Genomic DNA, 14,037 nt, shown 5'->3' on the forward strand with positions numbered 1-14,037 from the left:
ACGGAATCACAATTAAAGCGTAAGCGATAACGATTTTCTAATTTTTAGTTCTTTCATTTATGCCATTTGAGTATTTGAAAACAAACCAAACACTTCCGGGGCGAAGTCATTCTTGATTCGCGCCGGCTCACTAAACCTGCCATAATTCGCCTTCTTATTTTTCTAAACCTCGTACTTTATGATATCTAAAACGTTTTCTGCTGATGGTGCTCTGGGCAAAGCGATCCCAGGGTTTCAACCACGACAAGCTCAGTTAGACATGGCTGAAGCGGTGTCACAAGCCATTCAGCAACAGAGTCAGTTAGTTGTTGAAGCTGGGACGGGTACCGGTAAGACATTTGCTTACCTAGTACCTGCATTGCTTAGCGGTAAGAAAGTCATCATTAGTACGGGGTCTAAAAACCTGCAAGAACAGCTATTTCACCGTGACTTACCATTGATGGTCGATGCGCTTGGCTTTTATGGTCAGGTTGCTTTGCTGAAAGGTCGCTCAAACTATTTATGTTTGGATAGACTGAGCCGCCAAATGATTGAAAGTCATGGCACTCATACCGATCCAACGTTGCTGGCTCAGTTGGTGAAAGTTCGTGGTTGGTCATCTGCAACACAAACCGGTGATTTGGGTGATTGCGATGATATTGCTGAAGATAGCCCGGTTATTCCTACGATTACCTCAACTAATGACAACTGCTTAGGTAAAGAATGCCCGAGCTACACTGATTGTTTTGTGCTTAAGGCGCGTAAAAAAGCGATGGACTCCGATGTGGTTGTGGTAAACCATCACTTGTTTCTCGCGGATTTAGCGATCAAAGAAACAGGGTTTGGTGAACTGATCCCTGAAGCCGATGTGTTCATTTTTGATGAAGCGCATCAGCTCCCTGATATTGCTAGCCAATATTTTGGACAATCAGTTTCTAGTAGGCAGATCCAAGAGTTAGCCAAAGACATTGAAATCGCTTACCGCACTGAAGCCAAAGACATGCGTCAACTGCAAAAGGTTGGCGATAGGCTAACTCAATCTGCGGCTGACTTGCGCATTGTACTCGGCGATACCAGTTTCCGCGGAAATTGGCGTGAAGCCTTGAAATCTGAATCTATCTCAAGAGAGTTGGTTCGTCTCCAAGATGCCCTTCAGCTTGCTGTTGACGTATTGAAGTTAGCACTAGGTCGAAGCCAGTTATTAGATACCGCCTTTGAGCGTGCCACCATGATAAAGTCACGAATAGAACGTGTGTGTGATGTGTCGATTACTGGGTATTCCTATTGGTATGACACTACGCCAAGGCATTTTGCTTTGCACATCACGCCACTGTCGGTCGCGGATAAATTCCACGAACAAATCGAGCTTAAACCGGGCGCTTGGGTGTTTACTTCGGCAACCTTAGCGGTTTCGGATGATTTCGACCATTTCACTTCGCGACTCGGATTAAAGCCATCGGCACAGTTTTCTTTGCCTAGCCCATTCGATTATCCAAATCAGGCGCGATTGTGCGTGCCTCGTTATCTACCTGAACCTAATAGCCCGGGCTTAGCGGATAAGCTAGTAAGAATGCTGACTCCTGTGATTGAGCAAAACCAAGGTCGCTGTTTCTTCTTGTGTACCTCACACAGCATGATGAAAGAGTTGGGGGAGCGATTCCGTGAAACACTCTCGGTGCCAGTTCTGCTGCAAGGTGAGACAAGTAAGCAAAAAACCTTAGCCGAATTCATGGAATTAGGTAACGCATTGCTGGTGGCCACGGGGGCATTTTGGGAGGGGATCGATGTTAGGGGCGACGCATTAAGCTGTGTTATCATCGATAAATTGCCCTTTACAGCTCCAGACGACCCGTTACTTAAGGCTCGAATCGAGGACTGTAAGTTAAAAGGGGGTGATCCTTTTGCACAAGTACAGTTACCAGACGCAGTGATTACCTTGAAACAAGGTGTTGGCCGATTAATACGTGATAAGCGTGACAATGGCGCTTTGATTATTTGCGATAACCGCTTGGTGACCCGTGATTACGGTGGTGTATTTTTGGCGAGTTTACCGCCTATTCCACGTACCCGTGACTTAGGGATCATTAAAGAATTCTTAGCTAAAGACCATACAACCGCTGCTGATTAATTGGCATTGTTGAGCTTAGCCATTATTTTTAGATTAGATAACGAATATTTGAGACACGAATGAGCGCGAAAATTCTTGCAGTAGATACCGCAACTGAAAACTGTTCAGTTGCACTAGTAATGGGTGACCAGGTGTTCGCACGTAGCGAAGAGGCTCCTCGAGACCATACGAAAAAAATTCTACCTATGGTTGATGAAGTACTGAAAGAAGCGAACATCGCTTTAACCGATATCGACGCAATTGCGTTTGGCCAAGGCCCAGGCAGTTTCACAGGCGTACGTATTGGTATTGGTATTGCTCAAGGCTTGGCTTTTGGTGCTGATTTACCGATGATCGGTGTATCTACATTGGCAGCGATGGCTCAGGGTAGCTACCGTAAATTTGGTGAAACTCACGTAGCAGCAGCGATTGATGCGCGCATGAGTGAAGTATACTGGGCTCGTTACAGCCGTGAACAAGATGGTCGTTGGACTGCAGTTGATGCGGAATGTGTCACACCTCCAAGCGAATTGGCTGCGCAGCTTGAAGCGGATTCTGAAACATGGGCAAAAGTAGGCACCGGTTGGGAAGCATACGCCGAGCACATGGACACACTAGCGATCAACACTAAAGCGTGTGAGGTGCTGTTCCCAGAAGCTCAAGACATGGCGTTCCTTGCTCAATTTGCTTACGCAGAAGGTAAAGCGGTTGCAGCAGAAGAGTCTGAGCCAGTTTATCTTCGTGATAAAGTGACGTGGAAAAAACTGCCAGGTCGAGAGTAAGCCTCTTGGCCCCGCAAGTGAATTATAATTAAGGCGTGTTATTTTACGCCTTAATTTGGCTCTGCAGTTCATCCTGTAGAGTCGAGACTAAAGTCAGATACACAATCATTAATATCAGGTAATAAACTCTTTAAGCATGGTTTCAATAAATGGCTTACCTCCTTCTTCGATAGGCAACACATCCAAAACCAATCGAACCAATAAAAAGAACGAGGTAAAAAAAGGCGATGCAAAAACCTCAGTTGGTCAGCCAACTAAGGTCGCGAATGCTGTCTCGCATTCCATTCGCCAAGTCAAAGAATCTGAGATCCACAAAGCTCAGGTTCAATATGATCTTCCAGAAGGGCGTGGACGACGTGCGATGGAAGAGTATATGGATGTGATGAATCAAGCTAAAAAAGAGGAACTTGCGAAGCTTATTGGGGTCGATATTTATATCTAGCTTTGTGCTTTTATTTATCCTGTTCTAAGGACCAGCATCATGTTTTCTCTCATTTCTAAATCTCGCTTATTTTTCCTTGTCGCTTTCTCTTCGATGGTGATGGGCTGCTCCTCTTTGCCTGAAGAACTTAATGCAAACTCTGAACAGGTTGTAACTGATTACCAAGAGTGGGTAAATACCGTACCAGAAGCTGGTGATGTTCGCTTAGGGGGCGTTATTGCGAAGGTGACCAATTTACAAGATAAGACTCGTGTTGAAGTGGTTAATATGCCGATCTCAAGTAGCGGGAAACCTGATATTGATGCCGAGCCAAAAGGGCGTTTTGTTGCTTATATTGATGGTTATGTTGAGCCATTGAGCTTTGCTGAAGGCCGTTTAGTCACCTTGGTGGGCACATCAAATGGCACGGAAGATGGCACTATTGGTGATTATCCTTATACCTTCCCGGTAATGAATGTATATAACCAACGCTTGTGGCAAATTACAGAGCGAGTGGTTGTGAACGACTTTGCTCCTACCTATTATTCATGTCGCAGCTTACATTGTCGTAGTTTCCAAACGATGCCAAGACAAGGGCGCGTAATTAAAGACGTCGAATAGAACAGAGTTGTTTAGGGTTAGCGGATACACAAGACAGGGATAACAAACGGCAATGATTGAAAAGTCATACTCGCTTGCGAGCGGGACGCTCGCCACACAACAGATTGGAAGCCCAGAAACGACCGCCACGACGGTCGTTTTTGTTCATGGGTGGCTGGATAATTCTGCAAGCTTTAACTCAGTAGTAGATACGTTAGAAAAGCGGGCATCTAATTTGCATCTCGTTGCGATTGACCTTTTTGGACATGGCTTTTCATCGCATAAATCGGGCAGTTACTACCCATTTCACGACTATATCGATGACTTGCATCAGTTGGTGACCAAATTATCGCCAAACAGACTGGTACTAGTAGGACATTCACTTGGTGCATTGATCGCAAGTTGCTATAGTGCCGCCTTTCCTGAAAAGGTGTCAGGATTAATTCAAATTGAAGGTCACGGACCTCTTTCTGAAGCTCCCCAAGAAACGGTCTCTCGCTTGAGAGATGGGGTACTCAGTCGTCTTCGACAGCGAAGAAAGCCTTCACGTCCTCTAGCTAGCCTTGAGGATGCTATTAAACTGAGAGCTCACACTAACCAAATCAATGCTGAACTAATCGCTCCTATTGTTAAACGAGGAATTGTTGAGCTAGGTACTGTTGCTCAAGCTGCTTTTGATCAAGCTGCTTTTGATCAAGCGACAGTTGATCACGTTGCTTTTGATCAAACGACTGATGAGCAAGGTATTACCGAGTTCGAGAGCTCTTGGCAATGGCGATGCGATCCAAACCTAAAATGTGACTCGCTATATCGCATGTCACAGGCGCATGCTGAAGCGATTATGACGGCTATTGAATGCCCTCAATTAATAATTTTAGGGAATGATGGATTCCGACATTTGCAGCATAATCGCTACAAATCAGCCCATAGTTCTCTGCATATAGAGACTATTCCTGGCGGACATCATTGTCATTTAGAGAGCCCAGAGCTAGTTTCAGAGCTAATTCTTGGTGTAGTTAACAAAATTTAAACAAGTGTTTGAGCCTTTTAGTGCTCATGCACTAAAGCTGTGCTGTAATACCGCAATGATAAATAGCGGCGAGCAGTCGTCAGCTGATAAACGAGGAGTAACATCGTGGATAAACCTTGGCTTTCACGTTATCCAAGTGACGTACCAGAAACGATCAACCCAGATCAGTACCCATCTCTTATAGAAATGTTTGAACAGTCGGTACAGAAGTACGCAGACCAACCTGCATTTGAGAATATGGGGTCTATCATGACATTCCGTAAGCTTGAAGAGCGCAGCCGTGCCTTTGCCGCTTATTTGCAGAATGATCTAAAACTGAAGAAAGGCGATCGTGTCGCGCTAATGATGCCAAACCTGCTGCAATACCCAATTGCACTCTTTGGTGTGCTGCGTGCGGGTATGATTGCAGTGAACGTCAACCCACTGTACACGCCTCGTGAACTTGAACACCAACTGAATGATTCTGGCGCAAAGGCGATAGTTATCGTTTCTAACTTTGCGAGTACGCTAGAGAAAGTGGTTGATAACACGTCAGTTAAACATGTTGTACTAACGAGCTTAGGGCAAATGTTGCCACGTGCGAAAGGTACGATTGTCGACTTCGTAGTGAAATACGTAAAAGGCATGGTGCCTAAGTATGATCTGCCAGGTGCTATCTCATTCAGAAAAGCACTGCATAAAGGCCGTCGTCTTCAATATGTTAAGCCATTTATGGCTGGCGATGACATCGCATTCCTACAGTACACAGGTGGTACAACGGGCGTAGCGAAGGGTGCAATCCTAACGCACCGCAATATGATCGCGAACGTACTTCAAGCGAAAGGGGCATATAGCCCGGTACTGCAAGAAGGCCGTGAATTGGTAGTTACGGCTCTGCCGCTTTACCACGTATTTGCACTTACCGTGAACTGCTTACTGTTTGTTGAGATGGGTGGTCGTAACCTATTGATTACTAATCCTCGTGACATTCCTGGCTTTATTAAAGAGCTACAAAAGGTTCCGTTTACTGCGATTACTGGCGTAAACACCTTGTTCAATGCTCTAGTGAATAACGAAGATTTCCACGAATTGGATTTCAGTAACATGCGTTTATCTGTTGGTGGCGGTATGGCGGTTCAACGCACGGTTGCTGAGCAATGGAAGAAAGCGACAGGCGTCCACCTATTGGAAGGCTATGGTTTAACTGAATGTGCTCCTTTGGTAACCGGTAACCCATACGATCTTAAAGACTACACGGGTGCAATCGGTCTACCAGTACCATCAACAGAAGTTCGTATTGTTGATGATGAAGGTAAAGTGGTTGGCAATGACCAAGTGGGTGAATTGCAGGTTCGTGGTCCTCAAGTGATGCAAGGCTACTGGCAACGTCCAGAAGCGACCAAAGAAGTGATCGATCAAGACGGTTGGTTGTCGACTGGTGATATCGTTAAGTTTGATGACGAAGGCTTGTTGTACATCGTTGACCGTAAGAAAGACATGATTCTTGTGTCTGGGTTCAACGTTTACCCGAACGAGATTGAAGATGTAGTGGCTCTGCATGGCAAAGTGTTAGAAGTCGCGGCTATCGGCCAACCTCATGAAGTGTCTGGCGAGCTAGTTAAGATTTACGTTGTTAAGCGTGACCCTAGCCTGACTAAAGAAGATATCATTGCGCACTGTCGTGAACATCTAACAGGCTACAAGATCCCTAAATTGATTGAGTTCCGTGAGGAGCTACCGAAAACCAATGTCGGTAAGATCTTGCGCCGTGTGTTACGTGAAGAGAACGATGCAGAGCTTGCTAAACGCGCAAGTGAGTAAGAGCCTATTTTCGAGTAACCGCTGCACCAGCAGCCATTGAGGCGCTTAATCTAAGCGAGCGCTGAAAAATGGTGTTAGAATGCCGACAGTTAATGTCGGCATTTTTGTATCCGGCCATCAAAGTGAAACCAGTGAGAGTTTTTGTGGATTATCAGATCATTACCCAATTGAAAGACCTTGAGCGAGTTTGCCAACAAGCACGTGAAGCCGATGTCGTTATGCTTGATACGGAGTTTGTTCGTACAAGAACCTATTACCCTCAATTAGGCTTGATTCAGTTATTTGATGGTGAAACGCTGTCACTGATTGACCCTATTGCTCTTGATGATATGACACCGTTTGTTGGGTTGTTGAAAGATGCTTCTGTTCTCAAAGTTCTGCACGCTTGCGGTGAAGATTTAGAAGTATTCCAGAACGCATTTGGTTGCACGCCAACACCAATGGTCGATACACAGATTATGGCTGCTTTTCTTGGCCATGGTTTATCAACGGGCTTTGCTGCTCTGGTTTCAGAGTTTGAGGGTGTAGACCTAGACAAGAGTGAATCTCGCACTGACTGGTTAGCTCGTCCGCTTTCTCAGAAGCAACTGGATTACGCAGCAGCAGATGTTCACTACCTGATGCCAATGTACAACAAGCTTCTAGAAAAAGTGATGGAAGCGGGCTGGTGGGAAGCGGCGCAACAAGAGTCTGATTTACAAGTGGCTAAGCGCATCCGTAAAGTAAACCCAGACAACGCTTACCTTGATATTAAAGGCGCGTGGCAGCTAAAACCTCAACAGTTAGCCATCTTGAGACCTCTAGCTACTTGGCGTTTAAAAGAAGCGATTAAGCGTGATTTAGCGTTGAACTTTGTCTTTAAAGAACAAGACTTGTGGGCTGTTGCCCGTTTTGCGATGAAAGATCCTAAACATATGGAGCAGGAAGGGTTTGATTACCGTTCTGTACGTCGCCATGGTGCGAAGATCAGCTCAATAGTGAAATTGGCTGAGCATACGCCAGAAGAAGAGTACCCAGCGCCAGTAGAACGTCTAATGGACTACCCAGGTTACAAGCAACTCTTCAAAGTGCTGAAAGATGAAGTGAAAACCGCATCACAACACAGTGGTTTAGCGACTGAATTTTTGGCATCGAAGAAGCAACTTAATCAAGTGTTAAGCTGGATTTGGAAGTACGATCGTAATCCAGAGAAGCTGCCTGATGTAATGCAAGGTTGGCGTCTAGATGTCGTTGGCGAGAAGCTAAATAAAGCAATCAAGTAACTTTAGTTTTGTAGTAAGCAACGAATGCTTTAGAGATAAAAGTTGCAGACACAAAAAAGAGAGCCTAGGCTCTCTTTTTTATTTAATCGCTATAAGCACAGCTCGTTCTCTGCTTATCGATCTTCTTTTGGAATACTATCGTTCTTCTTCTGGAAGCTTAACATTCAGCTCTAATACTGAGATGTCATCATCTTTGTGTTCGAAAGTTAGATCAACCATTGATGGATCGACTTCTACATACTTAGCGATAACCCTTAGAATGTCTTCTTTAAGCTGTGGTAAGTATGATGGTGCTGGATCATCATGGCTGCGTCGCTCCGCAACGATGATCTGCAAACGCTCTTTGGCTAGGTTTGCGGTGGTCTTTTTCTGTGGTCTAAAAAACTCTAATAATGACATTGTGCATTAGCCCCCGAACAGTCTTTTGAAGATGCCTTTCTTCTGTTCCGTTAAGAAGCGGAAGTCAACTTGGCTACCCAGTAGTCGCTCTACAGTATCATTGTAAGCCATACCTGCGTCGGTTGCTTCGTCAAAGATAACGGGAACACCTTTGTTCGATGCGTTTAGTACCGCTTGGCTCTCTGGGATAACACCCAGTAGCGAGATGTGTAAGATTTCTTCTACATCTTCCACGCTCAGCATCTCACCTTGATTTACGCGTGCTGGGTTGTAACGAGTCAGTAGAAGGTGCGTTTTCACTGGCTCCAAGCCGTCTTCAGAGCGGCGAGACTTAGAATCAAGAATACCTAGAATACGGTCTGAATCGCGTACAGAAGAGACTTCAGGGTTAGTCGTCACAATCGCTTCATCAGCAAAGTACAACGCCATCAGAGCACCTTGCTCGATACCTGCTGGAGAATCACAGATGATGAAATCAAAGCCCATTTCATCCAGCTCATCAAACACACGACGAACACCGTCTTTAGTCAGTGCATCTTTATCACGAGTTTGAGACGCAGGAAGAATGAATAGATTCTCTGTGCGCTTGTCTTTGATCATCGCTTGGTTCAGCGTCGCTTCACCATTGATAACATTAACGAAGTCGTACACAACGCGACGTTCACAACCCATGATTAAATCTAGGTTACGCAGGCCGATATCAAAGTCGATAACTGCGGTTTTCTTCCCTTTTAAAGCCAGACCCGAGGCAATAGCTGCACTGGAGGTCGTTTTGCCTACCCCGCCTTTACCAGACGTTACAACGATAATGCGTGCCATTCTTTTTTCCTTTTATTTCTCTTATATTGCGAGGACATCAACGTGTAATACATCGTTTGCCATACTGAACATGGTTTTTTTCTGCCAGTACTCGCTATCAATTTGATCGCTGAGCCAGTAATTTCCAGCGATGGAAACCAGCTCTGCTTGTAAATCATTACAAATTATTTTTGCTTCAGTTTGACCACTTGCACCTGCAATCGCACGGCCGCGCAATGTGCCATGAATATGGATGCTGCCATCGGCAATCACTTCTGCGCCAGCACTCACGTGACTCAGGATTAACAGGTCGCCATCTTTGGCATAAACCTGCTGGCCAGAACGAATAGGCGTTCTAATCACTTTAATTGGTGCCATCTTTGCCGGAGCTTGAGAGGGCGACTTGCTCGCTGTCATTACTGCAAAACCGGCTTCTTTTGCTAGGTTTTGCATACGCTTATCAGAGCAGCCTGCCACACCAACTGGGATCATGCCCGCTTGAGAGATACCGTTTTTCAGTTGCACGAAGTCGATATCGCCAGCGACTTTGCTAATGTTAATAACAACAGGCGCAGCAGCGAAAAAAGTGGGTGCTTGGTCTACCTTCTCTTGAAGAAAAGACACCGCATTTTCGACTTGATCATCGGATAAGTGCAAAACAGATAGCGTGAAACTGCTACCTTTTAGATCTGGGTTACTAGACATCGAAAAACTACAGGACCTCAATAGCGAATGGGTACAATTTCTTTATCAATAAAATAAAGGGCATTGCCTGAAACTAGGTTTATCATGTTATATTCCCAAACCAAGCACAGCAAGTAATCTTGTTGTCAAATGAACGTTTTGTTCCCAATATTTCCCTAACATAAACTATTGATCTCGCAAGTGAGAGTTTTGTAGTCATAAACAATTAAAAAAGGTTTGTCATGCTGTGTTCTATATATAAAAGCTCAAAGAAAGAAGGAACATACCTTTATATCCCTAAGAAGGATGATTTCTCACAAGTTCCTGACGCATTGATGCAAATGTTTGGTAAACCTAGTTTTGTAATGGTAATTAAAATGGATGGCCGTACGCTTGCCCAAGTCAGCATCGAAAAAGTGAGAGAATCACTAAAAAGCGATGGTTTCTTTTTGCAGGTTCCGCCACCACCGGTTAACGAACTTGAACGACATAAAGAGCGTAAAGCTCAACAAAAAGTTCAAGACGAAGAGTAATAGCCACCTCAATTCAGGGAGGAGTGATCGTTGAGTAAATTTTCAAAAACCATATTGGCGGTGTCGGCATTGCTATTGGGTAATAGCCTGACTATCGGCTCAGTACAAGCTGAAGAGCTGAGCTTTGAACAGTATGTAGAAAAACTAAAACAACAAGGCCGTGAAGAAGGTATCTCTGAAGCGATCATTGATGAAGCCTTTGATGGTGTGACATTTAAGCCAAGAGCCGTCAAAGCCGACAAAAATCAGCCTGAGAAAAAACTGACTCTGGATGAATACATTCCACGTGCAGTTCCAGATTGGAAAGTGAAGCAGGCGCGATCGCTCTATAAAAAACATTACCAAGCGTTAAAGCGCATTGGCGATGAGTATGGCGTTCAACCCAGGTTCATTGTCGCTCTATGGGGCGTTGAGAGTAATTTTGGTAAGTTCACTGGCAATTACAGTGTGATCGATGCTTTGACGACTATGGCCTATGAAGGACGCAGAGAAGCTTTCTTCCGCAAAGAAGCGATGGCGGCATTAACGATTCTTGATCAAGGCCATATTGCACCAAAAGACATGAAAGGCTCATGGGCGGGTGCGATGGGGCAACCTCAGTTTATGCCAAGTTCATTCTTAGCTTACGCTGCTGATGGCAGTGGCGATGGCAAGAAAGATATTTGGGGCACCGAAGAAGATGTTTTTGCTTCGGCGGCTAATTATCTCGGCCAATCGGGTTGGGATGACAAATACACTTGGGGTCGTCAGGTTCACGTACCATCAACGGTATCCATTGAAATGCAAGGTCGCGACGAAGACAAAGCGAAATACCTACAAGAGTGGTCTGAACTCGGTATTACACGCTTCGATGGCCGAGCTCTTCCTCAGTTGGATGAAGACATCAAAGCTTGGTTGATTATGCCTGATGACGAAACAGGCCGTTCGTACCTGATTTACAACAACTACAATGTTCTAATGAAGTGGAATCGTTCTTATTACTTTGCCTTGGCAGTCAGCCATCTAGCCGACCGAATTAAGTTTGATTAATTGACCTAATTTGATTAATAGAATTAGGTCGCTTTGAATAGCATTTGGCCTACCGTAGGCAGAACGACATAAAGGACTCTTCGGAGTCCTTTTTCTTTTCATTTAAATTTATATTTCAGAGATTTAAGAAGGTGGTCTTGTGCTAACAGATAGAGCCGCACAGATGGTGATATTCCATGCGTTAATCAAGCATGAAGGCTTCACCAGTGCAGCAAAAAGCTTGAACGTTTCGGTTTCTCATATCAGCAAGCAAGTTGCTTTACTCGAAGACTCGATAGGTATCAAGTTGGTACAAAGAACCACGCGTAGCCTTACACTGACCGAAGCTGGGGACGTGTTCTATCAACATTGTGAGCAACTGTTCAATACCGTAAAAGCGGCTCAAATGGATATGGACAGTCAACGTGATGATATCTCTGGAATCTTGCGTGTGGGTTTGTCACAGTCATTTGGCACACTGCATATCATTCCTGCGATTGACCAGCTCAGGCAGCTTTATCCTCAACTGAGAATCGAGGTTCACTTGTTCGACTACAAAGTGGACATGATTGAAGAGCGGTTGGATCTTTGGATCACCAATAATGAAGACTTGCCGGAAGGTTACATTGCGCAGCGTTTAGCCGACAGCCAGTTTGTGGTAGCCGCATCACCGGATTATCTGATTAAGGCAGGGACTCCGCATGTGCCCTCCGACTTGATTGAGCATAATTGCCTTATTTATCGTAGCCGCGAGCGTGACTACACGTCATGGGCATTTGATAACGGCCAAGAAAATCTCAGTGTTAAAGTGGCTGGCGACTACTCGGTGGATTTAGCGGAAGCCGTACGAGACGCAGCTGTCTCTGGGTGGGGGGTCGCTTATCTGGCGACGTACTTAGTGAAAGAAGAGTTTAGAACGGGCAAGTTAATCCAAGTACTACCGGAATGGCGGGCGAGTCAGATTATGCCTTTCTATGCCGTTTACCCAAGCCGAAAGAATATGCCTAAGAAGCTTTCTGCTGTTATCGAGTTCATTAAAGACCATATCGGATCGCCAACCTATTGGGACAAAAATCTTAAAACTTGCGTAGAACTGCATCGCTAACTTTTTCCTAATCTATAAATATAATTTCCATATGGAAAAAGTATGCTTTTTAATCAAAGTTAATGGTTATAATTCAATGGTTTAATTTAACTCATTGTTCAGGCGTAATTGCCTCAACATCACATTAACAACCGCAACTTGCCGCAAACGATTTCCTCTATACAATGCGTCGCCTTTCCTACCTACAACTTTAGGTTGACGCACATGGCTTCCCTACTTGGAATTATCACTATTTTAGTTGCCGCTTGGTTACTATCTACGGACAGAAAAAATATCCCGCTGAGAACGGTTTCTCTCGCTTTCTTACTGCAAATTACATTCGCGCTATTGGTTCTGTATGTTCCAATGGGCAAAGAAGTGTTAAACGCAGCAACAGGCGCGGTGTCTAGTTTGATCAACTACGGTCAAGAGGGGATTAATTTCCTATTTGGTGGCCTAACAAATAATGGATTCGTTTTCGCAATTAATGTTTTGGGCATCATTATCTTTTTCTCAGCATTGATTTCAGGTTTGTACCACATTGGATTTATGCCAAAGGTGATCAACTTAATTGGTGGTGCTTTGCAGAAGTTTTTGGGTACAGGTCGTGCAGAATCACTGTCTGCTACTGCGAACATTTTTGTCGGCATGATCGAAGCGCCATTGGTTGTTAAACCTTACTTGAAGCACATGACAGATTCACAGTTGTTTGCTGTGATGGTGTGTGGTTTAGCGTCTGTAGCGGGTGGTACGCTAGTTGGGTATGCATCGCTTGGTGTTGATCTTAATTACTTGATCGCTGCGGCATTCATGTCTGCACCTGCCGGTTTATTGATGGCCAAGATTTTGGTTCCAGGCAGTGCTGAAGAAGCTCAAGAAAACATTGAGTCTGATGTTGAAATTCCACGAGCAACAAACGTCGTTGAGGCAATGGCAGATGGGGCTATGTCTGGGCTTCGTATTGCCGTTGTCTTGCCTTCATTAGTGTGATTGCAATGCTAAATGGCTTATTGGGAACCGTTGGAGGCTGGTTTGGTGTAAACCTGAGCTTCGAACTTATCCTAGGTTATGTGTTCGCACCCGTTGCATGGCTGATCGGTATACCGTGGTCTGAGGCTGTGGTTGCAGGCTCATTGATCGGTAACAAGATTGTTGTAAACGAGTTCGTGGCATTCATCCAGTTAATGGACGTAAAAGAGGCGCTAAGTGAGCACTCACAAGCGATAGTTACTTTTGCGTTATGTGGTTTTGCCAACATCTCTACGATGGCGATCCTGATTGGTGGCTTAGGCAGCCTAGTTCCAGAGCGCCGTTCGTTCATCTCTCAGTACGGCTTTAGAGCAATTTGTGCTGGCGTACTTGCCAATCTAATGAGCGCGGCTATTGCTGGCGTGGTACTTTCACTTTAAGTTCTGCCTAGCTAGATCATAAGCACTTCCTAACTCGTTATGATCACCCAGTCAGAGTATGAATACCTTGTTGCCCCGTAAGTAAAGTTACTGATAAATCACAATAATATTCGGTTAGTGTGATAAAGAGAGCCTATAGTG

Annotated in this window: 13 protein-coding genes and 1 pseudogene; 11 read left to right on the plus strand and 3 right to left on the minus strand. The window is 44.8% G+C overall.

All coding sequences use genetic code 11. From position 1 onward, the window contains the following. The first annotated feature begins 178 nt into the window (after positions 1-178). From OCV36_RS04485 to rnd, 7 genes are all read left to right on the plus strand, one after another. Positions 179-2,107: an ATP-dependent DNA helicase gene (locus OCV36_RS04485; RefSeq protein WP_102552865.1), complete on the plus strand. Its 1,929-nt coding sequence runs from the start codon at positions 179-181 to the stop codon at positions 2,105-2,107. A gap of 59 nt (positions 2,108-2,166) precedes the next feature. Beyond that, a complete protein-coding gene (gene tsaB, locus OCV36_RS04490; protein WP_135458070.1) occupies positions 2,167-2,868 on the plus strand; it encodes a tRNA (adenosine(37)-N6)-threonylcarbamoyltransferase complex dimerization subunit type 1 TsaB in 702 nt (233 codons plus the stop codon). 136 nt (positions 2,869-3,004) lie between these two features. Further along, entirely contained in the window at positions 3,005-3,310 is a 306-nt protein-coding gene (locus OCV36_RS04495; RefSeq protein ID WP_017074520.1) for a hypothetical protein, read from the plus strand. 39 nt (positions 3,311-3,349) lie between these two features. Next, positions 3,350-3,910 carry a Slp family lipoprotein gene (locus tag OCV36_RS04500; protein WP_135458071.1) on the plus strand — a complete coding sequence of 187 codons (561 nt, stop codon included), beginning with the start codon at positions 3,350-3,352 and terminating at the stop codon, positions 3,908-3,910. Positions 3,911-3,962: 52 nt separating this feature from the next. After that, positions 3,963-4,919: an alpha/beta fold hydrolase gene (locus OCV36_RS04505; RefSeq protein ID WP_135458073.1), complete on the plus strand. Its 957-nt coding sequence runs from the start codon at positions 3,963-3,965 to the stop codon at positions 4,917-4,919. Between the two features lie 105 nt (positions 4,920-5,024). Then, complete coding sequence (gene fadD, locus OCV36_RS04510) at positions 5,025-6,719, plus strand: long-chain-fatty-acid--CoA ligase FadD (RefSeq protein WP_017074523.1); 1,695 nt, start codon at positions 5,025-5,027, stop codon at positions 6,717-6,719. A gap of 143 nt (positions 6,720-6,862) precedes the next feature. Next, positions 6,863-7,981, plus strand: a complete 1,119-nt coding sequence (gene rnd, locus OCV36_RS04515) for a ribonuclease D (RefSeq protein ID WP_032497793.1) — start codon at positions 6,863-6,865, stop codon at positions 7,979-7,981. A gap of 135 nt (positions 7,982-8,116) precedes the next feature. Here the strand turns inward: rnd and minE are convergent, their stop codons facing one another. Genes minE through minC form a run of 3 tightly spaced genes read right to left on the minus strand, consistent with a single transcriptional unit; the run spans position 8,117 to position 9,883 of the window. Further along, entirely contained in the window at positions 8,117-8,380 is a 264-nt protein-coding gene (gene minE, locus OCV36_RS04520) for a cell division topological specificity factor MinE (protein ID WP_017074525.1), read from the minus strand. 6 nt (positions 8,381-8,386) lie between these two features. Then, positions 8,387-9,199: a septum site-determining protein MinD gene (gene minD / locus OCV36_RS04525; RefSeq protein ID WP_008221225.1), complete on the minus strand. Its 813-nt coding sequence runs from the start codon at positions 9,197-9,199 to the stop codon at positions 8,387-8,389. Between the two features lie 21 nt (positions 9,200-9,220). Next, the gene (gene minC, locus OCV36_RS04530; RefSeq protein ID WP_017074526.1) at positions 9,221-9,883 is read right to left on the minus strand and encodes a septum site-determining protein MinC; all 663 of its coding nucleotides are present in this window, start codon (positions 9,881-9,883) and stop codon (positions 9,221-9,223) included. A gap of 221 nt (positions 9,884-10,104) precedes the next feature. On the opposite strand from minC, the gene OCV36_RS04535 reads away from it, so the two are divergent. The 4 genes and pseudogenes from OCV36_RS04535 to OCV36_RS04550 all read left to right on the plus strand — a co-directional run bounded on the left by OCV36_RS04535 (position 10,105) and on the right by OCV36_RS04550 (position 13,896). After that, positions 10,105-10,395, plus strand: coding sequence for a YcgL domain-containing protein (locus OCV36_RS04535; RefSeq protein WP_135458075.1), 291 nt, complete (start codon positions 10,105-10,107; stop codon positions 10,393-10,395). Between the two features lie 30 nt (positions 10,396-10,425). Beyond that, positions 10,426-11,424, plus strand: a complete 999-nt coding sequence (locus tag OCV36_RS04540; RefSeq protein ID WP_017074528.1) for a lytic murein transglycosylase — start codon at positions 10,426-10,428, stop codon at positions 11,422-11,424. A gap of 163 nt (positions 11,425-11,587) precedes the next feature. After that, on the plus strand, positions 11,588-12,508 hold the full coding sequence (locus tag OCV36_RS04545; protein WP_081324466.1) for a LysR family transcriptional regulator: 921 nt from the start codon (positions 11,588-11,590) through the stop codon (positions 12,506-12,508). 204 nt (positions 12,509-12,712) lie between these two features. Continuing rightward, a pseudogene (locus OCV36_RS04550) lies at positions 12,713-13,896 on the plus strand (NupC/NupG family nucleoside CNT transporter). The last annotated feature ends 141 nt before the right edge of the window (positions 13,897-14,037 follow it).

The organism is Vibrio echinoideorum (assembly GCF_024347455.1).
Lineage (GTDB): Bacteria > Pseudomonadota > Gammaproteobacteria > Enterobacterales > Vibrionaceae > Vibrio > Vibrio echinoideorum.

What these genes read in the sequence shown, in the direction of transcription:
- OCV36_RS04485 (WP_102552865.1), top strand. Translation starts at nt 179, where the DNA reads ATGATATCTAAAACGTTTTCTGCTGATGGTGCTCTGGGCAAAGCGATC.
- tsaB (WP_135458070.1), top strand. Translation starts at nt 2,167, where the DNA reads ATGAGCGCGAAAATTCTTGCAGTAGATACCGCAACTGAAAACTGTTCA.
- OCV36_RS04495 (WP_017074520.1), top strand. Translation starts at nt 3,005, where the DNA reads ATGGTTTCAATAAATGGCTTACCTCCTTCTTCGATAGGCAACACATCC.
- OCV36_RS04500 (WP_135458071.1), top strand. Translation starts at nt 3,350, where the DNA reads ATGTTTTCTCTCATTTCTAAATCTCGCTTATTTTTCCTTGTCGCTTTC.
- OCV36_RS04505 (WP_135458073.1), top strand. Translation starts at nt 3,963, where the DNA reads ATGATTGAAAAGTCATACTCGCTTGCGAGCGGGACGCTCGCCACACAA.
- minE (WP_017074525.1), bottom strand. Translation starts at nt 8,380, where the DNA reads ATGTCATTATTAGAGTTTTTTAGACCACAGAAAAAGACCACCGCAAAC.
- minD (WP_008221225.1), bottom strand. Translation starts at nt 9,199, where the DNA reads ATGGCACGCATTATCGTTGTAACGTCTGGTAAAGGCGGGGTAGGCAAA.
- minC (WP_017074526.1), bottom strand. Translation starts at nt 9,883, where the DNA reads ATGTCTAGTAACCCAGATCTAAAAGGTAGCAGTTTCACGCTATCTGTT.
- OCV36_RS04535 (WP_135458075.1), top strand. Translation starts at nt 10,105, where the DNA reads ATGCTGTGTTCTATATATAAAAGCTCAAAGAAAGAAGGAACATACCTT.
- OCV36_RS04545 (WP_081324466.1), top strand. Translation starts at nt 11,588, where the DNA reads ATGGTGATATTCCATGCGTTAATCAAGCATGAAGGCTTCACCAGTGCA.